We start from the raw sequence: 22,847 nt of genomic DNA on the forward strand, positions 1-22,847 counted from the left end.
CACGTTATGATGCGATCTTACGTCCTGAGGAGCGAATATGCCATCTGAAAATGCACAAGTACGCATTATTGCGACCAAACCCTTATCCGAAGACTGGGGCAAACTGACGAAGTACACCTTTGACTTTCGTCGCAGAGACGGCGAATGGCAACGCCAGAGCCGCGAAGTTTACGATCGCGGCAATGGCGCGGTGATCCTGCTGTATAACCTGAGCAAACGCAGCGTGATCCTCACCCGGCAGTTTCGCTTGCCGTTATTCGTTAACCAGCACAGCGGCTTTTTACTGGAAGCGGCAGCCGGCTTACTGGATGAGCTTGCCGCAGAAGAGCGCATAAAACAGGAAGCAGAAGAGGAGACCGGTTACCGCCTTGAGCAGGTGCAAAAGGTGTTTGAAGCGTGGATGAGCCCCGGTTCAGTCAGCGAAAAATTGCACTTTTTTATCGCCGAATATGATGACAGCCGGCGCATCAGCAATGGCGGCGGTTTAGCAGATGAAGGCGAGGATATCGAAGTGGTAGAGATGGATTTTAGCGCCGCGCTGGCGGCTATCCGCAGCGGAGAGATTGCCGACGGCAAAACCATTATGTTGTTACAGCACCTAGCGCTGGAAGGCATTTTGTAAATTGCTTTGCCGGGTGGCGCAGTGTCCACCCGGCACGCTGGCTCGCTTACATCTTCTCAAGCAGTTTTTTCACATCTTTGCCGCTCTGGCGCTCTTTATTGCGATCCGCCCAGTCATTTAACCGGCGTTTCGCTTCATCCTGCAGATGTTTACGCAGCAGTTGATCCACTTGCAGGCTGTAGTTGAGCGTCTGCCATTTACCGTATACGCGCAGTGGAACTGGGGTATTTTTCAGGAAATCGATAAGCTCGCTCTCCCCTTTCCAGCCTTCCATCACGCGCACTTCAAAGCGCGTATCCGCCTGCTCTTTCACCAGATCCATCTCGCCTTCGCCGGTCAAAGAAAGCAGCGCTGAACTACCCTGCATGTCACTGAATTTCATCTGACCTTTATCCAGCGACACATCGCTGGTGAAGCTATCAAGGCGCGTGGCGTTATCGTAGTTTTCCTGCGACTGCACATCGCTGCTGCGCGCCACCGCCTGCTGCACCAGTTGCTGGAAGTTGAGCCCTTCCATACGGCTGTTTTTCAAATCAACATGCGCCTCGCCCTGCCAGTTGCGGCGGAAATTCTCGGCGTCGATACGCGGCCCGGAAAAATCGCCCGCCATGCTCAGGCTGCCGGTCAGGGCAATCGGGTAATTAAAGGCTTTCAGGATGGTGCCGATTTCCACGTTATCCAGTTTTGGCTGGAAGGTCGCAAGCGATCCCTCACCGCGCACATCCAGCTCGCCAGGTAACGAGATCTGCCCGTTGCCCATTTTGCCTTGCAGGGTAGGAATCGACAGCAAACCGGCATTATTGTTGAATTGTCCGACCACATCCGCAAACTGCATACCGCGCCAGCGCACGCTTTTCGCGCTAATGCCAATCTGTGCGGTAAAACTGCGTAACCCTTCGTACTGCGGTATATCCAGGCTGGTGGAGATAACCGGGCGCGGCAGGCGGTTTTGCGCCTGCCCTTGCTGCTGCGGCGAGCCGCTGTTATCGGCGGTCTGCTCCGGCGGTAACAAATTATCAAGATTGAGGGAGTCAAACTGCAAATCGAGCGCCCATACAGGCAGGTTGCCAAACGTCACGCTGCCGTTACCGGTGAGCGAGGTGTCGTTCGCGCGCAGGCTCAGATCGTTGAGCGTCAGGCGCTGCTGCGCACGTTGCCACTGCGCCTGTAAGCGTCCTTCCCCTTCGATGCCCTGCGTCGGGACATCGCCGCCCTGCAATTGCCATTTCACGTTATCGATGGCGGCGGTGAGGTTATGCGGATAGTCGCGGGCATCCACTTGCGCGCTGAAAGAGAGGGTTAAATCACGTTGATTGCGGTTAATCCGCCCGGCGAAATCAAGCTTTGCCTGGTGCAACGAATCCTGCTCCATTTGCAGGCGAATATCGCGCACCGTCAGTTGTTCATCATCATCGTGCTGGAACACCAGCACGCTATCAGCCACTTGCAGACTGGCGATGTCCCATGACCAGCCGCGATCCTCTTCCACCTGCGGCAGATTGTTTTCACGCGGTGCCACGGGGGCGCCTTGTTGCGGCGCAGCGGCGCTTTGCGGCGTTAACTGGATAACCGCGCCTTTCAGCATCACCTGTTTGACATGCAGCTGGTGCGACAGCAGCGGCCACAGATTAACGTCAAGGCGCATATTGTCGGCGGCGACCACCGGCGTCTGCGCACCGGGAGCGGTTAAGGTCATCCGCCCTGAGAGAATGCTAAGCTGCGGCCAGACATGCCAGCGCAGCGGGCCATCAAGCTGCAATTGGTAACCGCTACGGGCTTCAACCTGACGCACCATATAAGCGCGAAAATCGTTGGGATTGACCAGTAGCACCAGCGCCGAAAGGCCGGCTACCAGCACGACCAACAGAATCATCAGCGTGGTTAACACTCTTCTCATGGCGTCCTCAGTAGGTCTGCTTCACTCAGTCTTTATCAATACGGCTGGCGACCGCGCCTTGCTGATCGCGATATTTCGCATCTTCACGGCGGTTATAAGGGCGTTCTGCCGGGCCGGAGAGCGGCTCGAAACTCAACGCACCAATCAGCATACCCGGGCGCAGCGCCAGCGGCAGTTTGCCTGAATTATAGAACTCCAGCACGATACAGCCTGACCAGCCGGGATCGATACGGTGCGCGGTAACATGCACCATCAAACCCAGACGCGCCAGCGAAGAGCGGCCGTCCAGCCAGCCGACCAAATCCGCGGGCAGCGTGACGGATTCATACGTCACCGCCAGCGCCAGTTCGCCAGGGTGCAGGTAAAAAGCGTCGCCTTCTGCCAGCACAATTTCATCGCTCATCACCCGATCAAGCGCCGCGCTGACTTCGTGTTTCGGGCCACTGAGATCGATAAACGCCGCCGTGTGCCCACTGAATGTGCGGAATTTGTTGCCCAGGCGGACATCAACCGTCGCACCGTTAATACGCTCAACCGGCGGGCGCGGATTAATCGCGAGCCGACCGTCGTTCAACCAGGCTTCAATATCTCGGTCACAAAGACGCATGGCACATTCTCCTTTTGATGCGACATACCCCTGAGCGCGCCTCAGGGGCCGGGCAAATTAATACGAACGGTGACAGCCTAACATTATTACTCAAAGAATTGGCTGATTTTGGCTTTCAGAATATCAATGGCGATGCGGTTTTTACCGCCGCGCGGCACGATAATATCGGCGTACTGCTTGGAGGGTTCAATAAACTGCAGGAACATTGGACGCACGGTTTTCTGGTATTGCGCCATTACCGAATCCATTGAACGACCACGCTCGTTAACGTCACGTTTGATACGGCGCATCAGGCAGATATCCAGCGGCGTATCGACGAAAATCGAGAAGTTCATCGCATCGCGCAGGCGTGAATCGGTCAGCAGCAGGATCCCTTCCAGGATGATGACTTTTTTGGCTTCAATGCGAATGGTTTCTTGCGTACGGGTATGTTCGACGTAGCTATAAACCGGTAATTCAATGGCTTCGCCGCGTTTAAGCGATTCTAAATGCTGGAATAACAGGCTGTGATCCATCGCGCTCGGATGGTCATAGTTGGTTTTTACACGTTCTTCCATCGACAGATGGCTTTGATCTTTGTAGTAACTGTCTTCCGGAATAACGCCAATATGTTCATCACCTACCTGTTCGCGCAGTTCGCGGTAAAGTGTGCTGGCAATAAGGCTTTTACCTGAAGCGGATGCGCCGGCGATACCGATAATGACGCACTGATGAGACTGATCAGTCATAAATTTAGCGACCTGATAACCTGGATGTAAAGGAAGGGCGACGCCAGAGCGTCAAACGCCGCAATTATAGGGATTTCACCGTCACGATACCAGTCGAATAGACACGGGATTCAGGTGTGATAAAAAGTCGCCAATTTTTACCCGCGAAACGCATTCTTCGCAAAGCAAACTGCTCAAAAATGGAGCGCGATACGCGTTTTATTCATCCACTAAGTAATTAATAACACTATGATGTCAAATTATGAGCGCCCGCCATAGGAATTGTAAATTGTTTGTACTAGCATAATCCAAATTTCAAATTTCATTCGTCGGACTCTGTTCCGGACGGCACAGGGCTTGCGGATTAAGCGGTAATGAAGAAACAACACCAGCGCGTTTTGGTTACCACCCCCTCTCCTGGACTGCGGCTCCTCAGTTTAGGGTTACTCTCTTTTATTTTTACCCTGTTCTCGCTGGAACTGATCCGCTTTGGTACCATCATTGCACCGCTCTGGTTTCCCACCGCGATCATGACTGTGGCGTTTTACCGCCACGCGGGGAAGATGTGGCCCGGCATCGCGTTCGCCTGCGCGCTGGGGAATGTTGCCGCCACCGTGCTGCTTTTCTCCGTCTCTTTTGTCGACCTGCGCTATACCGCCGTGAATGTTGTCGAAGCGGCCATCGGCGCGGTAATGCTGCGTAAATTGCTGCCCTGGTATAACCCGCTGCAAAATCTGGGCGACTGGATCCGCCTTGCTATCGGTAGCGCGGTGGTTCCGCCGCTGGTTGGCGGGGCGCTGATCTGTTTGCTGGTACCGCCAGAAAACGTTTTGCGGACCTTTATTGTCTGGGTGTTGTCAGAATCCATCGGCGCGCTGGCGCTGGTGCCGCTTGGGCTGTTATTCAAACCGCACTATTTGCTGCGCCATCGTAAACCACAATTGCTGCTGGAAACGCTGGCGACGCTTGCCGTTACACTGACGCTCAGCTGGCTGGCGCTGCACTATTTACCGTGGCCTTTCACCGCCGTCATTGTGCTGTTGATGTGGAGCGCGGTTCGTCTGCCGCGCATGGAAGCGTTTCTGGTCTTTTTGATCACCGTCATGATGGTGTCGTTGATCATCGCGCGGGAGCCGAACCTGATTATCGCGCCGAAAAGCAGCGTGATGACCAACGCGCCCTGGCTGCCGTTTTTGATGATCCTGCTGCCGGTTAACGTGATGACCATGGTGATGTACGCCTTTCGCGCCGAGCGTAAGCACATTACCGAAAGCGAAGAGCGTTTTCGTAACGCCATGGAATATTCCGCCATTGGTATGGCGTTAGTCGGCACCGATGGGCAGTGGTTGCAGGCCAACAAAGCGCTGTGCCAGTTTCTGGGTTACAGCCAGGATGAACTGCGTTTAATGAACTTTCAGCAGCTCACCTGGCCGGAAGATTTACACAAAGACCTCGAGCTACTTGACCAACTGGTGCGCGGCGACATTCCCACCTACTCGCTGGAAAAGCGCTATTACACGCGTAATGGCGATCTGGTCTGGGGGCTGCTGGCCGTTTCCGTCGTGCGCCATGCCGACGGCACCCCGCTCTATTTCATTGCTCAGATAGAAGATATTAACGATCTGAAGCAGACCGAGTGGGTGAACAAGCGCCTGATGGAGCGCATTACCCTTGCAAATGAAGCAGGTGGTATCGGTATCTGGGAATGGGAGCTGGAGCCCGACATCATTAGCTGGGATAAACGGATGTTTGAGATGTACGAAGTCCCCGCGCATATGAAACCGACCTGGCATCTGTGGTACGAACGCATTTTGCCGGAAGATCGCCCGGAAACCGAGCGCGTTATCCGCGATGCGCTGGCCGCCCGCGTCGCCTTCAAGCTGGAATTCAGAGTGCCGGTAAAAGAGGGAATTCGCCATATCCGCACCCTTGCCAACCGCGTGCTCAATAAGAACGGCGAAGTTGAGCGACTGCTCGGCGTCAATATGGACATGACCGAGGTAAAACAGCTGAACGATGCGCTGTTCCAGGAAAAAGAGCGGCTGCACATTACGCTGGATTCCATCGGCGAAGCGGTGCTGTGTACCGATGTTGATATGAAAGTCACCTTTATGAATCCGGTGGCGGAAAAAATGAGTGGCTGGCCACAGGAACACGCCATTGGTCAGCCTTTGTTGACGGTGCTGCGCATCACCTTCGGCGATAACGGTCCGGTGATGGAAAACATTCATAGCGGCGATATGTCGCGTACCGCGATTGAGCAGGATGTGGTGCTGCACTGTCGCACCGGCGGCAGCTTTGATATCCACTACAGCGTCACGCCGTTAAGCACGCTGGACGGGCAAAATATCGGCTCAGTGCTGGTTATTCAGGATGTCACCGAGTCGCGCAAAATGCTGCGCCAGCTCAGTTACAGCGCCTCTCACGATGCTCTCACCCATCTGGCGAACCGCGTCAGTTTTGAAAATCATCTCAAGCGTCTGCTGGTGACGGTGCAGGAGTTCCACCAGCGACACGCGCTGGTGTTTATCGATCTCGACCGCTTTAAGGCCGTGAATGACACCGCCGGGCATGCTGCTGGTGATGCCTTGTTGCGTGAAATTTCTTCGCTGATGCTCAGCATGCTGCGCTCAACCGATATTCTCGCCCGCCTGGGCGGTGATGAGTTTGGCCTGCTGCTGCCGGACTGTAATGTCGAGAGCGCGCGCTATATCTCCGGGCGGATGATTGAAGCCATCAATGATTACCAGTTTATGTGGGAAGGCCGTTTGCATCGCATTGGTGCCAGCGCCGGGATTACGATTATTGATGAGACCAATTACCAGGCCTCAGACGTTATGTCGCAGGCGGATATCGCCTGTTACGCCTCCAAGAACAATGGCCGCGGCATCGTTACTGTCTACGAAGCGCAGCAAGGGCTGATGCAGCATGAGCGCAGCTTGATGTCGCTGGATGAGCAGTGGCATATGATCAAAGACAACCATTTGCTGATGATTGCACGCGGCGTGGCCTCTCCGCGTGTGCCGGAGGCCTGCAATTTCTGGCTGCTGTCGCTGCGCCTGTGGACCAGCGAAGGGGAGGTGATGGAGGAGCACGCGTTCCGCTCAGGGTTGTCGGAACCGGAACTTATCCGCGCACTCGACAGGCGGGTGTTTCATGAATTTTTCCGCAACCATGCGACAGCCGTCGCGGGTAAAGGCCTTGGTGTCGCCCTGCCCCTGTCCGTCGTTGGGCTGGCAAGTCAGTCTTTGGTGACGGAACTACTGCAAATGCTGGAAAGCGGGCCACTGCCGGGGCGTTTGCTGCATCTGATTATTCATGCCGATGCGCTGATGCGTGAAGGCAACACCATTAATGAGAATCTCAAACGCCTGCGCCATGCGGGTTGCCGCATTATTTTCAGCCATATCGGTCACGATCTGGAAGTCTTTAACCACCTCACACCGCATATGGCCGACTACCTGTTGCTGGAGCCTGAGTTAGTCACCAATGTCCACGGCAACCTGATGGACGAGATGATGGTGACCATTATTCAGGGTCACGCGCAGCGACTGGGCGTGAAAAGTATCGCCGGGCCGACTCATCAGCCGCTGATGATGGATACCCTGTCGGGGATCGGTATTGATTTGATCTACGGGGATATTATTTCGCAGGCGCAGCCGCTGGATTTGATGCTGAATACCAGTTATTTCGCCATTAACTGACAAGAGGTAATAAGGCTATTTTACTTGCCATTTTGAAACCGGGCAGTGCTCAAAATCCTCACGTACTACGTGTACGCTCCGGTTTTTCAGCGCTGGCCGGTTCCAAACTTGCTGCGACAATAACGCCTTATTTTCCTCTTGTGCGCAATTAACAGCCTTATTCCCCTTCCGGCTGCCAGCCATCGGTATACCAGATGTGCAATAACGCATATGAGCGCCACGGCTGCCAGCGCGCCGCGTAGCGGCGGATTTGCGCGGGTGTCATCCCGGCAAAACGCTGCTTAATCAGGTAATCATCCGGCAGGAACACATCTTTCGCCTGCCAGCCACGCAGCGCGAAGTAGTTCGCAGTCCAGCGACCGATCCCCGGCCAGGTTTGCAGCGCTTTCACCCCTTGTTCCACATCCGCGGGTGGAGTGAGCGGGAATGTACCGTCGCAGACCGTCTGCGCAAGAAAAATGAGCGACTCCGCGCGTTTTAACGGCATGCCCAGCGCTTTGAGTTCTTCCGGTTGCGCTTGTGCCAGTTGCTGCGGCGCGGGAAAGCAGATCATTCCCGGCGCTTCTGCCAGCGGTTCACCGAAGCGCTGCGCCACTTTTGCGGTCAGCTTCGCCGCCATCGCCACGCTCACCAGTTGCCCCAGAATCGCCCGCACCGCCTGTTCAAACGGATCCACGCTACCCGGCAAACGTAAACCGGGACGCGCCGCACCCAGTGAGCCCAGCGCGGTGTTGACGATTTCTGCATCACAATCCAGATCAAACAAACCACGCAGGCGCGCCAGGCAGTATTCAGCCACTGGCACAAGCCCCTCGCTGAGCGTGACCTTCAGCGTCGCGGTGGCTTCGTCAGGCTCGGCGGTGATTAACCCGCGATGCCCGTGATAATGGAACGTGCGCACATAACGCGTTGCGCTAATCTCCTCAACGCCCGCCACGGCGCGCGCGCGTAAAAAATCGAACATCCACGCCCAGTCATACGGCTTGCGCCAGTGCAGTGTGTACATAGCAACTCCTGAATAGTGACGCTAACAGCATAACAAACCGGGGATTTTCCGCCTTGCTTTCATATTCCGGTTGTCGCCCGCCACGCATTCGGCTAAAGTCGCCCCCCTTCTTCACTGGCATGGGGATAAACACGTGTTTGTTGGTTTTGACTACGGTACGGCAAACTGCTCGGTCGCGGTGATGCGCGACGGGGCAGCGCAACTGCTGAAAATGGAAAATAACAGTACCTTACTCCCGTCGATGCTCTGCGCACCGACGCGTGAAGCGGTTAGCGAGTGGCTCTATCGCCACCATCAGGTTCCGGCGACAGACGGCGAAACCCAGGCGCTGCTGCGCCGGGCGATGAGCTTTAACCGCGAGGAAGATATTGAGGTTAGCGCCGCCAGCGTGCAGTTCGGGCTGGCTTCATTGCGTCAATACGTCAGCGACCCGGAAGAGGTGTACTTTGTTAAATCACCGAAATCCTTCCTGGGCGCCAGCGGCCTGAAACCGCAGCAAATCGCCCTGTTCGAAGACCTGGTGTGCGCCATGATGCTGCATATCCGCCAGCAGGCAGAAACACAACTGCCGGAAAGCATTGATCAGGCCGTGATTGGTCGCCCGATCAACTTCCAGGGGCTGGGCGGCGATGAGGCGAACGCGCAGGCGCAAGGCATCCTGGAGCGTGCCGCAAAGCGCGCCGGATTCCGTGATGTGGTGTTCCAGTTCGAACCGGTCGCCGCCGGGCTCGATTTTGAAGCAACGTTAAGCGCCGAAAAACGTGTGCTGGTGGTCGATATCGGCGGCGGTACGACAGACTGCTCATTATTGCTGATGGGGCCGCAGTGGCGCGATAAGCAAGAGCGCGCCGCCAGCCTGTTAGGGCATAGCGGCTGCCGCGTTGGCGGCAACGATTTAGACATCGCGCTGGCGTTCAAAAGCCTGATGCCGCTGCTCGGCATGGGCGGTCAGACAGAAAAAGGCATCGCGCTGCCGATACTGCCCTGGTGGAATGCGGTAGCGATTAACGATGTTCCCGCGCAGACCGAGTTTTACAGCGCCGCCAATGGCCGCTTGCTTAACGATCTCCTGCGCGACGCGCGCGACGCGGAGAAAGTGGCGCTGCTGGTAAAAGTCTGGCGGCAACGTCTGAGCTACCGGTTAGTGCGCAGCGCCGAAGAGAGCAAAATCGCCCTTTCCGACGACACCCAGGTTACCGCTCCCTTGCCATTTATTAGCGATGACCTCGCGGCGGCGATTGACCAGGATGGTCTGGAAAGCGCGCTAAATCAGCCGCTGCAGCGCATCCTTGAACAGGTGCAACTGGCGCTGGAAAACAGTGCGGAAACGCCGGAAGTGATTTATCTCACCGGCGGTAGCGCGCGTTCACCGCTGATTAAAAAAGCGCTGGCGCAAACCCTGCCGGGGATCCCGATTGCGGGCGGCGATGACTTCGGCTCCGTCACCGCCGGTCTTGCGCGCTGGGCGCAGACACTGTTCCGTTAATATCTTGCCGGGAGGATCCCTTCCGGCATTATTTTCTTCTTTAAAATCCCCCTAACGCAAATTACCCTACCTGCCATACGTTTCCAGACAGTGTTTCATTTTTCCTCCATTTTTCCGGGGCATGCCGTTACTAAACTAGTATTATTTCGCCATTAGTTTTCCGATGAGATACCTATAACGATGAAAGGCAGTGTTACGTTTCGCCGCACGCTTGTCGCGGCCGTGGTCATGGCGGTAGCGGGCGTAGCCTGGTACCAGTTCGCACATAAAGAGACTTCTTCTACCGCCACCGGGCAGACTCAGCGCCAGGGCGCGCCGGGCGGAGGTCGCCACGGTATGCGCGGCGGTGCGCTGCCGCCGGTGCAGGCCGCAACGGCAACCCGCGAAGCCGTACCGCGTTATCTCTCCGGGCTCGGCACCATTACCGCCGCTAATACCGTTACCGTGCGCAGCCGCGTTTCGGGCCAGCTTATGGCGATCCATTTCCAGGAAGGCCAGCAAGTAAAAGCCGGCGATCTGCTGGCGGAAATCGACCCAAGCCAGTTCAAAGTGGCGCTGGCGCAAGCGCAGGGCCAGTTGGCGAAAGATAAAGCCACACTCGCCAACGCCCGCCGCGATCTTTCGCGCTACCAGCAACTGGCGAAAACCAGCCTGGTTTCGCGCCAGGATCTCGATAGCCAGCAGGCGCTGGTGACCGAATCGGAAGGCACCGTGAAAGCAGATGAAGCCGCTGTAGCCAGCGCGCAGTTAGAGCTGGACTGGAGCCGCATCACCGCCCCCGTTTCCGGGCGAGTGGGTTTAAAACAGGTGGATATCGGTAACCAAATCAGCAGCAGCGACACCACCGGCATCGTGGTGTTGACGCAAACCCACCCCATCGATCTGGTGTTTACCCTGCCGGAAAGCGAAATCGCCACCGTGGTGCAGGCGCAAAAAGCAGGCCAGCAACTGGTGGTGGAAGCCTGGGATCGCACCAATAAACAGAAGCTGAGCAGCGGCACATTGTTAAGCCTCGATAACCAGATTGACGCCACCACCGGCACCATCAAACTGAAAGCCCGCTTTGATAACCAGGACGATGCCCTGTTCCCCAACCAGTTCGTCAACGCGCGCATGCTGGTTGCCACGCAGCAGGACGCGGTAGTGATCCCGGCAGCCGCCCTGCAAATGGGCAACGAAGGCAACTTCGTCTGGGTTCTGAACGACAAGAACCAGGTCAGCAAACACACCGTCACGCCAGGTATTCAGGACAGCCAGAAAGTGGTGATTGCCGCCGGTCTGTCGGCGGGCGATCGCGTGGTGACGGACGGCATTGACCGCCTGACCGAAGGGGCGAAAGTGGAAGTCGTGGATGCGAAAAACGCCGACGCCGTACCGGCAAAGCGTGAACATCCGGCCAAAGGAGCGCAGTCCTGATGCAGTTGCTACCGCCGGGCCGGACGGGCGGCCCTTCCCGTCTGTTTATTTTGCGTCCGGTCGCCACCACGCTGTTGATGGTGGCGATCCTGCTGGCCGGTATTATCGGCTACCGTTTTCTGCCCGTTTCCGCGCTGCCTGAAGTTGATTACCCGACCATTCAGGTGGTGACGCTCTACCCCGGCGCCAGCCCCGATGTGGTCACTTCAGCGATCACCGCGCCGCTGGAGCGCCAGTTTGGTCAGATGTCCGGCTTAAAACAGATGTCGTCGCAAAGTTCCGGCGGCGCGTCGGTGGTGACCTTGCAGTTCCAGCTCAGTTTGCCGTTGGATGTCGCCGAGCAGGAAGTGCAGGCGGCGATGAATGCCGCTAACAGCCTGCTCCCCTCCGATCTGCCCAACCCGCCGGTCTACAGTAAAGTTAACCCGGCAGACCCACCGATTATGACGCTCGCCGTCACCTCTTCCGCCATGCCCATGACCCAGGTGGAAGATATGGTGGAAACGCGCGTCGCGCAGAAAATCTCGCAGGTTTCCGGCGTCGGTCTGGTGACACTTTCTGGCGGCCAGCGCCCGGCGGTGCGTGTCAAACTCAATGCCCAGGCGATTGCGGCTCTCGGGCTGACCAGCGAAACCATTCGCACCGCCATCAGTAACGCCAACGTCAATTCGGCGAAAGGCAGCCTCGACGGTCCAACCCGCGCCGTCACGCTCTCCGCCAACGATCAGATGCAGTCTGCCGAAGAGTATCGCCAGTTGATTGTCGCATATCAGAATGGCGCGCCGATCCGGCTTGGCGATATCGCGACCGTTGAACAAGGCGCAGAAAATAGCTGGCTTGGCGCATGGGCTAATAAGCAACAAGCGATTGTCATGAACGTCCAGCGCCAGCCGGGGGCGAACATTATCGACACCGCCGACAGCATCCGCACGCTGCTGCCGCAGTTAACCGAAAGCCTGCCAAAATCGGTGACGGTGAAAGTGCTGTCAGACAGAACCAACAACATTCGCGCGTCGGTCGACGACACCCAGTTCGAGTTGATGCTGGCGATCGCGCTGGTGGTGATGATTATCTACGTCTTCCTGCGCAATATTCCGGCGACCATTATTCCGGGCGTGGCGGTGCCGCTATCGCTGGTCGGGACATTCGCGGCGATGGTATTTCTCGGTTTCTCCATCAACAACCTGACGCTAATGGCGTTGACCATCGCCACCGGCTTTGTGGTCGACGACGCGATTGTGGTTATCGAAAATATCTCGCGCTATATCGAAAAAGGCGAAAAACCGCTGGCCGCCGCCCTGAAAGGGGCCGGTGAGATCGGCTTTACCATTATCTCGCTGACGTTCTCGTTGATTGCGGTCCTGATCCCGCTGCTGTTTATGGGGGATATCGTCGGCCGCCTGTTCCGCGAATTTGCCGTCACGCTGGCGATAGCGATCCTGATTTCCGCAATTGTGTCGCTGACGCTGACGCCGATGATGTGCGCACGCATGCTAAGCGCCGAATCCCTGCGCAAACAGAACCGTTTTTCCCGCGCGTCGGAGCGTTTTTTCGAACGCGTCATCGCGGCCTACGGCAGGCTACTGAGCAAAGTGCTCAATCACCCGTGGCTGACGTTGAGCGTGGCGGTCGGAACCCTGTTTTTGTCGATCATGCTGTGGGTGTTCATTCCGAAAGGTTTCTTCCCGGTGCAGGACAACGGCATTATCCAGGGAACCCTGCAAGCGCCGCAATCCGCGTCCTTTGCCAGCATGGCAGAGCGCCAGCGCCAGGTGGCCGATATTATCCTGCGCGATCCGGCGGTAGAAAGCCTGACGTCATTTGTCGGCGTCGATGGCACCAACCCGTCGCTTAACAGCGCCCGATTGCAAATCAACCTGAAACCGCTGGATGAGCGCGACGATCGCGTCCAGCCAGTGATTGATCGCCTGCAACAGGCGGCGGCGAAAGTGCCCGGCGTGGCACTCTACCTGCAACCAACGCAGGATTTAACCATCGATACCACCGTCAGCCGCACGCAATATCAGTTCACCTTGCAGGCCAACTCGCTGGATGCGCTCAGTACCTGGGTGCCGCAACTGGTGAGTAAACTGCAGGCGCTGCCACAACTGGCAGATGTCAGCAGCGACTGGCAGGACAAAGGCCTGGTGGCCTACGTGAATGTCGATCGCGACAGTGCCAGCCGCCTTGGCATCAACATGGCGGACGTGGATAACGCCCTTTATAACGCGTTTGGTCAACGGTTGATCTCCACCATTTACACCCAGGCAAACCAGTATCGCGTGGTGCTGGAACACGACACGGCGCAAACGCCGGGGCTTTCCGCGCTCGACAACATTCGCCTGACCAGTACCGATGGCGGCATCGTGCCGCTCTCGTCGATTGCGAAAGTGGAGCAACGCTACGCACCGCTGAGCATCAACCATCTGGATCAATTCCCGTCGACGACGATCTCCTTCAACGTGGCGGAGGGGTATTCGCTCGGCGATGCGGTGCAGGCCGTGCTGGATAGCGAGAAGACGCTCAACTTCCCGACGGACATCACCACGCAATTCCAGGGCAGCACACTGGCGTTCCAGGCGGCGCTTGGCAGCACCATCTGGCTGATTGTCGCGGCTGTCGCGGCGATGTATATCGTGCTCGGCGTGCTGTACGAGAGCTTTATTCACCCCATCACTATCCTGTCGACTTTGCCAACGGCTGGCGTTGGCGCGCTGCTGGCGCTGATGGTGTCCGGCAGTGAACTGGATGTGATTGCTATCATCGGCATTATTTTGCTTATTGGTATCGTCAAGAAAAACGCCATCATGATGATCGACTTCGCCCTCGCCGCCGAACGCGAAGAGGGCATGTCGCCGCGCGATGCGATTTTCCAGGCCTGTTTACTGCGTTTTCGCCCGATATTAATGACCACCCTGGCGGCACTGCTTGGTGCGCTACCCTTAATGCTGAGCACCGGCGTCGGCGCAGAGTTACGTCGTCCGCTGGGCATTGGTATGGTCGGTGGTTTGCTGGTGAGCCAGGTGCTGACGCTCTTTACGACGCCGGTGATTTACCTGTTATTCGATCGCCTGTCGCTGGCAGTGAAAAAGCGTTTCCCACGCCGTGAAGAGGAGGCGTAAGTGAAGTTTTTCGCCCTCTTCATTTATCGTCCGGTGGCGACGATTTTGATTTCGCTCGCCATTACGCTGTGCGGCATTCTCGGCTTCCGGCTGCTGCCGGTCGCCCCGCTGCCGCAGGTCGATTTTCCGGTGATTATGGTCAGCGCCTCACTGCCGGGCGCGTCACCGGAAACCATGGCCTCCTCTGTTGCCACCCCGCTTGAGCGCTCGCTCGGGCGCATTGCCGGGGTCAGTGAAATGACCTCATCCAGTTCACTGGGCAGTACGCGCATAATTCTTGAGTTTAATTTCGACCGCGATATCAACGGCGCGGCGCGCGATGTGCAGGCGGCGATTAACGCGGCGCAAAACCTGTTACCAAGCGGCATGCCATCGCGCCCGACCTATCGCAAAGCGAATCCGTCGGCTGCGCCGATCATGATTTTGACGCTTACGTCAGACACCTATTCGCAGGGGCAGTTGTATGACTTCGCCTCGACGCAACTGGCGCAAACCATCTCGCAGATTGATGGCGTGGGCGACGTTGACGTTGGCGGCAGTTCCCTGCCCGCCGTGCGTGTGGATTTAAACCCGCAGGCGCTGTTTAACCAGGGCGTATCGCTGGATTCAGTGCGTACGGCAATCAGCAATGCCAACGTGCGTAAACCGCAGGGCGCAGTGGAAGACGGCACGCGGCGCTGGCAGGTGCAAACCAACGACGAGCTGAAAACCGCCGCCGAATACCAACCGTTAATCATTCACTACAAAAACGGCTCCGCCGTGCGCTTAAGCGATGTCGCTAAAGTCACTGACTCGGTGCAGGATGTGCGCAACGCCGGGATGACCAATGCGAAGCCCGCCATTTTGCTGATGATCCGCAAACTGCCGGAAGCCAATATTATTCAGACGGTGGACAGTATTCGCGCCCGTCTGCCCGGCCTGCAGCAAACCATTCCTGCGGCGATTGATTTGCAAATCGCCCAGGATCGCTCGCCGACCATTCGCGCTTCGCTGGCCGAGGTCGAACAGACGCTGGTTATCTCGGTGGCACTGGTGATCCTGGTGGTGTTCCTGTTTTTACGTTCAGGCCGCGCAACGCTGATCCCGGCGGTTGCCGTCCCCGTGTCGCTTATCGGCACGTTTGCCGCCATGTATTTATGCGGCTTTAGCCTGAATAACCTGTCGCTCATGGCGCTGACCATTGCCACCGGTTTTGTGGTCGATGATGCGATTGTGGTGCTGGAAAATATCTCACGCCATCTGGAAGCGGGGATGAAACCGTTGCAGGCAGCGCTGCAAGGCACGCGAGAAGTCGGCTTTACCGTGCTGTCGATGAGTATTTCGCTGGTGGCCGTATTCCTGCCGCTGCTGCTGATGGCGGGGCTTCCGGGACGTTTGCTGCGCGAATTCGCCGTCACGCTGTCGGTGGCGATTGGTATTTCGCTGGCCATTTCCCTGACGCTAACGCCGATGATGTGCGGCTGGTTGTTAAAAGCGCATAAACCGCGCGAGCGCAGCCGGGAAAAAGGCTTCGGCCGCCTGCTGGTGGCGCTACAACAGCAATACGCACGATCGTTGAAATGGGTGCTCAACCATGCGCGGTTAGTCGGGTTGGTGTTAATTGGCACCATCGCGCTCAATATCTGGCTCTATATTTCGATTCCGAAAACCTTCTTCCCGGAACAGGATACCGGCGTGTTGATGGGTGGTATTCAGGCCGATCAGAGTATTTCATTCCAGGCGATGCGCGGTAAATTGCAGGACTTTATGAAGATCATCCGTGACGATCCGGCGGTAGATAATGTCACCGGTTTTACCGGCGGTTCACGTGTTAACAGCGGCATGATGTTTATCACCCTGAAACCCCGCGGTGTGCGCCACGAAACTGCGCAACAGGTGATTGATCGTCTGCGCGGCAAGCTGGCCAAAGAGCCGGGCGCGAGCCTGTTTTTGATGGCCGTGCAGGATATTCGCGTCGGCGGTCGCCAGGCCAATGCCAGCTACCAGTTCGCTTTGCTGTCGGACTCGCTCAGCGCCCTGCGCGAATGGGAGCCCAAAATTCGCAAAGCCCTTGCCGCACTGCCGGAGCTTGCCGACGTTAACTCGGATCAGCAGGATAACGGCGCGGAGATGAATCTGGTGTACGACCGTGAAACCATGTCGCGGCTCGGTATCAGCGTCCAGGCGGCCAACAGCCTGCTGAATAATGCCTTCGGTCAACGGCAGATTTCCACCATTTACCAACCGCTAAACCAGTACAAAGTGGTGATGGAAGTCGACCCGCGCTACACCCAGGATGTCAGCGCGCTGGATAAGATGTATGTCGTCAACAGTGACGGCAAAACGATCCCGCTCTCCTACTTCGCGCACTGGCAGCCCGCCAACGCGCCGCTGTCGGTGAATCACCAGGGGCTGTCGGCGGCCTCGACCATTGCCTTTAACCTGCCAACGGGAACCTCGTTATCGCAAGCCAGCGACGCCATTAACCGCGCGATGACGCAGCTTGGCGTGCCTTCCAGCGTGCGCGGCAGTTTTGCCGGCACCGCGCAGGTGTTCCAGGAAACAATGAACTCGCAGGTCATCCTGATCCTGGCGGCAATTGCGACGGTCTATATCGTGCTGGGAATTTTGTACGAAAGCTATGTTCACCCGCTGACCATTCTCTCTACCCTGCCCTCGGCGGGCGTGGGCGCGCTGCTGGCACTTGAGCTTTTCGGCGCGCCATTCAGTTTGATCGCGCTAATTGGCATTATGCTGTTGATTGGGATTGTAAAGAAAAACGCGATTATGATGGTCGACTTCGCGCTCGAAGCGCAGCGCCAGGGTAATCTCACGGCTGAAGAGGCGATTTTCCAGGCCTGCCTGCTGCGTTTTCGCCCGATCATGATGACCACGCTGGCGGCGCTATTTGGCGCGCTGCCATTAGTGATCTCCGGTGGCGACGGCTCAGAGCTACGCCAGCCGCTCGGTATTACGATTGTGGGCGGGCTGGTAATGAGCCAGTTACTCACCCTGTACACCACGCCGGTGGTCTATCTCTTCTTCGACCGCCTGCGTATGCGCTTTAGCCGACACGAAAGAGAGCCTGTTAGTGAATGAATGAGCTACCGAAAAATATCCGCTGGCAGCTATGGATCGTCGCCTTTGGCTTTTTTATGCAGTCGCTGGATACCACCATTGTTAACACGGCGCTCCCCTCGATGGCGAAAAGCCTCGGGGAGAGCCCGCTGCACATGCATATGGTGGTGGTCGCCTATGTGCTGACGGTGGCGGTGATGCTGCCCGCCAGCGGCTGGCTGGCAGACCGGGTTGGCGTGCGGAACATCTTTTTTGCCGCCATTGTGCTGTTTACCACCGGCTCACTGTTTTGCGCCCAGGCGTCGACACTCGATCAGTTAGTCATGGCGCGCGTGCTGCAAGGTGTCGGCGGCGCGATGATGGTGCCGGTCGGCAGGTTAACGGTGATGAAAATTGTCCCACGCGCTCAGTACATGGCGGCGATGACTTTTGTCACCCTGCCGGGGCAGGTAGGCCCGCTGCTCGGCCCGGCGCTTGGTGGTATCCTGGTGGAATATGCCTCCTGGCACTGGATTTTCCTGATTAACCTGCCGGTGGGCATTCTCGGTGCGATCGCCACCCTCAGCCTGATGCCCAATTACACCCTGCAAACCCGCCGCTTTGATATGGCGGGTTTTGTGCTGCTCGCGGGCGGCATGGCAACGCTGACGCTGGCGCTCGATGGCAATCGCGGGCTGGGGCTAACGTCGTGGCAACTCGGCGCGCTGGTGGCGGTGGGCGCGGCGGCGATACTCTTTTATCTGCTGCATGCCAGAGGCAACGACGGTGCGTTGTTTAATCTGCGGTTGTTCCGCACGCCCTCTTTTTCGCTGGGTCTGGCCGGGAGTTTCGCCGGGCGCATCGGCAGCGGTATGTTGCCGTTTATGACGCCGGTGTTTTTGCAGATTGGCCTGGGGTTTTCGCCCTTTCACGCCGGGCTGATGATGATCCCGATGGTGCTGGGCAGCATGGGAATGAAACGCATCGTGGTGCAGGTGGTGAACCGCTTTGGCTACCGCCGCGCACTGGTCTGCTCCACGCTTGGCCTGGCCGCCATCAGCCTGCTGTTTATGGCAACAGCGCTGCTCGGCTGGTATTACCTGCTGCCGGTGGTGCTGTTCTGCCAGGGGATGATCAACTCGATGCGTTTCTCCTCCATGAACACCTTAACGCTCAAAGATCTGCCCGATGAGCTGGCCAGCGGCGGCAACAGCCTGCTGTCGATGATCATGCAGTTATCGATGAGTATCGGGGTGACTGTCGCCGGGCTGCTGCTCGGCCTGTTTGGTCAGCAGCATCTGTCCGCAGACAGCGGCGTGGCGCACCATGTTTTCCTTTACACCTATCTCAGCATGGCGGTGATTATTTCACTTCCGGCGTTGCTCTTCGCCCGCGTCCCGAATGACGCCAGCCAGAACGTCGTGATTGCCCGTCGCAACAGGAGAGCGTCATGAAGTTCTGGCGGCCGGGTATTACGGCCAAACTGTTTCTGGCGATTTTAGCCACCTGTATTGTTCTGCTGATCACCATGCACTGGGCGGTACGTCTCAGCTTTGAGCACGGTTTTATTGACTACATTAAGCGCGGCAACGAACAGCGCCTGCAAATGCTGAGCGACTCGCTGGCTGAGCAGTACGCGCAAAACGGTAGCTGGCAGTTTCTGCGCAACAATGACCGGGTGATTTTCCAGCTCTTGCGTTCATTCGAACGCGATAACGACCGTGAAGAAGACCGGCCTGGCGAACCGCCGCGCGAGATGGACAGCAATGCACCGCCAGGCATGGAACCCGGCGGGGAGCGTGACATGCGTTCCGGCCCGAATGACGAAATGGAGCGCTCCCCTGGCCCGCCGCCGCCGGATATGCCGCCGCACGGCTGGCGCACCAAATTCTGGGTCGCCGATCAGGATAATAATGTGCTGGTTGGCCCGCGCTCACCGGTGCCAAAGGATGGCACACGCCGGGCAATTGTCGTGAATAACGCGACAGTCGGCTGGGTTATCGCTTCACCGATTGAGCGCCTGACGCGCAACACCGATATCAACTTTGAACGCCAGCAGCGCCGCACCAGTTGGCTGATTGTCGGCCTTGCCACATTGCTCGCCGCGCTGGCGACTTTCCCGCTGGCGCGCGGTTTACTGGCGCCGGTAAAACGGCTGGTCGATGGCACCCACCGGCTCGCCTCGGGCGATTTCTCCACCCGGGTCAATCCCGGTAGCCAGGATGAGCTTGGCTGGCTGGCGCGCGACTTTAATCAGCTCGCCAGCACGCTGGAGCGCAATCAGCAAATGCGCCGCGATTTTATGGCGGATATTTCGCACGAACTGCGCACGCCGCTGGCGGTGCTGCGCGGCGAACTGGAGGCGATCCAGGATGGTGTGCGGCAGTTCACGCCGGAATCGGTAGCCTCGCTGCAGGCAGAAGTCGCCACGCTCACCAAGCTGGTCAATGACCTGCATCAGTTGTCGATGTCCGATGAAGGGGCGCTGGCCTACCAGAAAGCGCCGGTGGATGTGGTGTCGCTGGTAGAAGTCGCCGCAGGCGCTTTCCGCGAGCGTTACGCCAGCCGCAATCTGACCCTTTCTCTTGAAGTGCCCGCCAGCGCCACGGTGTTTGGCGATCCCGATCGCCTGATGCAGTTATTTAACAACCTGCTGGAAAACAGCCTGCGCTACACCGATGCGGGCGGGCAAATGCTTATCCAGGTCATGACCCGCGACAACACGCTGGTGATGCGTTTTGCCGACAGCGCACCGGGCGTCAGCGATGAGCAACTCAAACGGCTGTTCGAGCGTTTTTATCGCACGGAAGGCTCGCGTAACCGTGCCAGCGGCGGCTCCGGCCTGGGGCTGGCTATTTGTTTGAATATTGTGGAAGCGCACGGTGGCGCTATCCACGCGGCGCACTCGCCATTCGGCGGGGTTAGCATTACAGTTGAACTACCGCTTGAACGCGAAAAAACGAGAGATGTATGACTGAGTTACCGATCGATGAAAACACGCCACGCATCCTGGTTGTTGAAGATGAGCCTAAGCTTGGGCAGTTGCTGCTCGACTATCTGCGCGCGGCAAGCTACGCGCCAACGCTGATTAACCACGGCGATCAGGTGCTCTCTTACGTGCGCCAGACGCCGCCGGATCTGATCCTGCTGGATTTGATGCTGCCCGGTACCGACGGGTTAACGTTATGTCGGGAAATCCGCCGTTTTTCTAACGTGCCCATTATTATGGTGACGGCGAAAATCGAAGAGATCGACCGCCTGCTGGGGCTGGAGATTGGCGCGGATGATTACATCTGCAAACCTTACAGCCCGCGTGAAGTGGTGGCGCGCGTGAAAACCATTCTGCGCCGTTGCAAACCGCAGCGTGAGCTGGAACGGCTGGATGCTGAAAGCCCGCTGATTGTCGATGAAGGGCGTTTTCAGGCGAGCTGGCACAACAAGCTGCTGGATCTCACGCCCGCTGAGTTTCGCCTGCTGAAAACCCTCTCCAGCGAGCCGGGCAAAGTGTTCTCCCGCGAGCAGTTGCTTAACCATCTGTATGACGACTACCGCGTGGTAACGGACCGTACCATCGACAGCCATATTAAAAACCTGCGTCGCAAACTCGAAGCGCTGGATGAAGAACAATCCTTTATCCGCGCCGTTTACGGTGTCGGTTACCGCTGGGAAGCCGACGCCTGCAAACTGGCGTAAGCCGGATGTCGGGCGCATGCGCCCGACACGCTCCGGTCGAGTTATTTACGCAGCAACCGCTGCAAACGCTGCTTATGCCACTGGCTAATCAGATTCGCGAAGACAAAAATCCGCAACCCTTTCACCGCCACCAGCCCGCCCCAAATCGCCGCCACCCACAATGACCAATGGCTCTCCGGCGAGGTGCTGCGGTTGAGGAAAAACAGCAGCACGCAGACGATAACGGCGGTGATCAACATGCGCCAGAAACTGCTTTCAGCGTCGAGCTGCTCCCGCGCGGCGGTGATGCGTTTATCCAGCGCCTCTTCGCCGGCCTCGCTCTGCGCGGAAAGCTCGGTGACGCTGACGCCAAACACCGCCGCCAGTGCGCTGAGTGTTTCCAGCGAAGGCTGATCGCCATTTTCGATTCTCTGCACGGTTCTGACGCTCAGCGCCGCCATCTCTGCCAGTTGTTCCTGTGACCAGGCCCGAGCCAGACGTAATGCTTTTACTTTGTTATCGCTCATACTCTTTCTCCTGATGAATCCGGCCTGTAGTGTCACCCAACCCCGCAGACAGCAACACGATCCGCACCTGACAGCGACCCGACAGCAGCCTGACACGGCCTGTCGTCAAGTATAACTCCGGTGAATATGTCTTCAGTGAACAACGGCGCAATCCTCTGTATGATGGCTGCCGCCTGGGGCATAGTATCGTTTCGTCAGCCGCCAGGCCTAACAACAATAAAAGGAAAGGGATAGTGAGGAAATACTACTACGGTGCGCTGACACTCTTATTTGCCGCATTCAACTGCCAGGCAGAGCTAACCGAAGCACAGATGGATGCAGACTGCGCGAAAATCGCCGATTACGCCAAAAAAGGCGATCAATATTACAAAGCGAAAGATTACCCCAAAGCGCGCGAGGCTTTCGAAGAACAGGCGGCATGGCTGGAGCAGTGCGAATCAGGCAAAGATAAACCGAATGATGTGTTGATAGCCACCGCCTACAACAACGTCGCGCTTACCTTGATCCGCCAGGGCGAGTACCGCAAAGCGCAGGCGTGGCTGTCCATTATGCCGGACGACGAAAAGTCGAAATATAACCTCGCGCGTATTCAGGACAAGCTGCAGGCGCTGCCAAAACCGGCTTCCGCCGCAGGTGAATACTGGCAGTACGCCGGACGCAGCGAGTGGGAAGTCATCACGCTTAAACCACAGGGTAAAGAGAGCTGGCAGGCGGACTGGTCCGGTCTTTATTTCGGCATCATGGGGCTGTACTCCGGGCCAAATATGGGTGATTTCAGCGAAAAAGTGACGCTGAAAAACGGCAAAGGCGACATCATTTTGCGTGATGAAGGCATTTCCCAATGCACCATTTCGCTGAGTCTGGCGGCGGATCTCAACACGCTGGAGATGAAAACGGATGATGCGCCGAATTGCGGTTTCGGCCATAACGTCAGCGCCGATGGCACCTACCTGCGCGTGAACTAACGCGCGGGTTTACTCCCCTGCCCCACGGCGCTACAATTCCCGCCCTAAATTTAGGGGAACTCCCCTGCGGCCTCACTTCG

15 protein-coding genes are annotated in these 22,847 nt (G+C 57.4%); 10 read left to right on the top strand and 5 right to left on the bottom strand.

Annotated elements, in window-relative coordinates; translation table 11 throughout:
• Positions 1–37: 37 nt before the first annotated feature.
• Positions 38–622 carry an NUDIX domain-containing protein gene (locus tag RT644_RS07735; RefSeq protein ID WP_313626307.1) on the top strand — a complete coding sequence of 195 codons (585 nt, stop codon included), beginning with the start codon at positions 38–40 and terminating at the stop codon, positions 620–622.
• 46 nt (positions 623–668) lie between these two features.
• Here RT644_RS07735 and asmA read toward each other — a convergent pair whose 3' ends face one another.
• The 3 genes from asmA to udk all read right to left on the bottom strand — a co-directional run bounded on the left by asmA (position 669) and on the right by udk (position 3,854).
• Positions 669–2,519, bottom strand: coding sequence for an outer membrane assembly protein AsmA (gene asmA, locus RT644_RS07740; RefSeq protein ID WP_313626308.1), 1,851 nt, complete (start codon positions 2,517–2,519; stop codon positions 669–671).
• 25 nt (positions 2,520–2,544) lie between these two features.
• Positions 2,545–3,126, bottom strand: a complete 582-nt coding sequence (gene dcd / locus RT644_RS07745; RefSeq protein WP_017458501.1) for a dCTP deaminase — start codon at positions 3,124–3,126, stop codon at positions 2,545–2,547.
• Positions 3,127–3,212: 86 nt separating this feature from the next.
• The gene (gene udk, locus RT644_RS07750; RefSeq protein WP_017458502.1) at positions 3,213–3,854 is read right to left on the bottom strand and encodes a uridine kinase; all 642 of its coding nucleotides are present in this window, start codon (positions 3,852–3,854) and stop codon (positions 3,213–3,215) included.
• 353 nt (positions 3,855–4,207) lie between these two features.
• Here udk and RT644_RS07755 point away from each other — a divergent pair, with 353 nt between their 5' ends.
• Entirely contained in the window at positions 4,208–7,537 is a 3,330-nt protein-coding gene (locus RT644_RS07755) for a diguanylate cyclase (RefSeq protein ID WP_313626309.1), read from the top strand.
• Positions 7,538–7,694: 157 nt separating this feature from the next.
• Here RT644_RS07755 and alkA read toward each other — a convergent pair whose 3' ends face one another.
• Positions 7,695–8,543: a DNA-3-methyladenine glycosylase 2 gene (alkA, locus tag RT644_RS07760; RefSeq protein WP_313626310.1), complete on the bottom strand. Its 849-nt coding sequence runs from the start codon at positions 8,541–8,543 to the stop codon at positions 7,695–7,697.
• A gap of 133 nt (positions 8,544–8,676) precedes the next feature.
• On the opposite strand from alkA, the gene yegD reads away from it, so the two are divergent.
• From yegD to baeR, 7 genes are all read left to right on the top strand, one after another.
• On the top strand, positions 8,677–10,029 hold the full coding sequence (yegD, locus tag RT644_RS07765) for a molecular chaperone (protein WP_160269523.1): 1,353 nt from the start codon (positions 8,677–8,679) through the stop codon (positions 10,027–10,029).
• A gap of 180 nt (positions 10,030–10,209) precedes the next feature.
• Positions 10,210–11,445: an MdtA/MuxA family multidrug efflux RND transporter periplasmic adaptor subunit gene (locus tag RT644_RS07770; RefSeq protein ID WP_313626311.1), complete on the top strand. Its 1,236-nt coding sequence runs from the start codon at positions 10,210–10,212 to the stop codon at positions 11,443–11,445.
• Positions 11,445–14,567 (top strand): MdtB/MuxB family multidrug efflux RND transporter permease subunit, encoded by a 3,123-nt coding sequence (locus RT644_RS07775; RefSeq protein WP_313626312.1) that lies wholly within the window; start codon positions 11,445–11,447, stop codon positions 14,565–14,567. The genes RT644_RS07770 and RT644_RS07775 overlap by 1 nt, the downstream gene beginning before the upstream one ends.
• Positions 14,568–17,645 carry a multidrug efflux RND transporter permease subunit MdtC gene (gene mdtC / locus RT644_RS07780; protein ID WP_045510735.1) on the top strand — a complete coding sequence of 1,026 codons (3,078 nt, stop codon included), beginning with the start codon at positions 14,568–14,570 and terminating at the stop codon, positions 17,643–17,645.
• Positions 17,642–19,057: an MFS transporter gene (locus RT644_RS07785; RefSeq protein WP_313626313.1), complete on the top strand. Its 1,416-nt coding sequence runs from the start codon at positions 17,642–17,644 to the stop codon at positions 19,055–19,057. The genes mdtC and RT644_RS07785 overlap by 4 nt, the downstream gene beginning before the upstream one ends.
• Positions 19,054–20,577, top strand: a complete 1,524-nt coding sequence (gene baeS, locus RT644_RS07790) for a two-component system sensor histidine kinase BaeS (RefSeq protein ID WP_313626314.1) — start codon at positions 19,054–19,056, stop codon at positions 20,575–20,577. Before RT644_RS07785 ends, baeS begins: the two co-directional genes overlap by 4 nt.
• Complete coding sequence (gene baeR, locus RT644_RS07795; protein ID WP_017458511.1) at positions 20,574–21,296, top strand: two-component system response regulator BaeR; 723 nt, start codon at positions 20,574–20,576, stop codon at positions 21,294–21,296. The genes baeS and baeR overlap by 4 nt, the downstream gene beginning before the upstream one ends.
• Before the next feature lie 41 nt (positions 21,297–21,337).
• On the opposite strand, the gene RT644_RS07800 is transcribed toward baeR, so the two are convergent.
• A complete protein-coding gene (locus RT644_RS07800; RefSeq protein WP_020454329.1) occupies positions 21,338–21,802 on the bottom strand; it encodes a helix-turn-helix domain-containing protein in 465 nt (154 codons plus the stop codon).
• Between the two features lie 233 nt (positions 21,803–22,035).
• On the opposite strand from RT644_RS07800, the gene RT644_RS07805 reads away from it, so the two are divergent.
• On the top strand, positions 22,036–22,767 hold the full coding sequence (locus RT644_RS07805; protein WP_313626315.1) for a tetratricopeptide repeat protein: 732 nt from the start codon (positions 22,036–22,038) through the stop codon (positions 22,765–22,767).
• Positions 22,768–22,847 lie beyond the last annotated feature (80 nt).

Source organism: Kosakonia sp. (assembly GCF_032104925.1).
Lineage (GTDB): Bacteria > Pseudomonadota > Gammaproteobacteria > Enterobacterales > Enterobacteriaceae > Kosakonia.

Coding starts and splice junctions, on each gene's coding strand:
- RT644_RS07735 (WP_313626307.1), top strand. CDS start 38: ATGCCATCTGAAAATGCACAAGTACGCATTATTGCGACCAAACCCTTA.
- asmA (WP_313626308.1), bottom strand. CDS start 2,519: ATGAGAAGAGTGTTAACCACGCTGATGATTCTGTTGGTCGTGCTGGTA.
- dcd (WP_017458501.1), bottom strand. CDS start 3,126: ATGCGTCTTTGTGACCGAGATATTGAAGCCTGGTTGAACGACGGTCGG.
- udk (WP_017458502.1), bottom strand. CDS start 3,854: ATGACTGATCAGTCTCATCAGTGCGTCATTATCGGTATCGCCGGCGCA.
- RT644_RS07755 (WP_313626309.1), top strand. CDS start 4,208: ATGAAGAAACAACACCAGCGCGTTTTGGTTACCACCCCCTCTCCTGGA.
- alkA (WP_313626310.1), bottom strand. CDS start 8,543: ATGTACACACTGCACTGGCGCAAGCCGTATGACTGGGCGTGGATGTTC.
- RT644_RS07770 (WP_313626311.1), top strand. CDS start 10,210: ATGAAAGGCAGTGTTACGTTTCGCCGCACGCTTGTCGCGGCCGTGGTC.
- RT644_RS07775 (WP_313626312.1), top strand. CDS start 11,445: ATGCAGTTGCTACCGCCGGGCCGGACGGGCGGCCCTTCCCGTCTGTTT.
- RT644_RS07785 (WP_313626313.1), top strand. CDS start 17,642: ATGAATGAGCTACCGAAAAATATCCGCTGGCAGCTATGGATCGTCGCC.
- baeS (WP_313626314.1), top strand. CDS start 19,054: ATGAAGTTCTGGCGGCCGGGTATTACGGCCAAACTGTTTCTGGCGATT.
- baeR (WP_017458511.1), top strand. CDS start 20,574: ATGACTGAGTTACCGATCGATGAAAACACGCCACGCATCCTGGTTGTT.
- RT644_RS07800 (WP_020454329.1), bottom strand. CDS start 21,802: ATGAGCGATAACAAAGTAAAAGCATTACGTCTGGCTCGGGCCTGGTCA.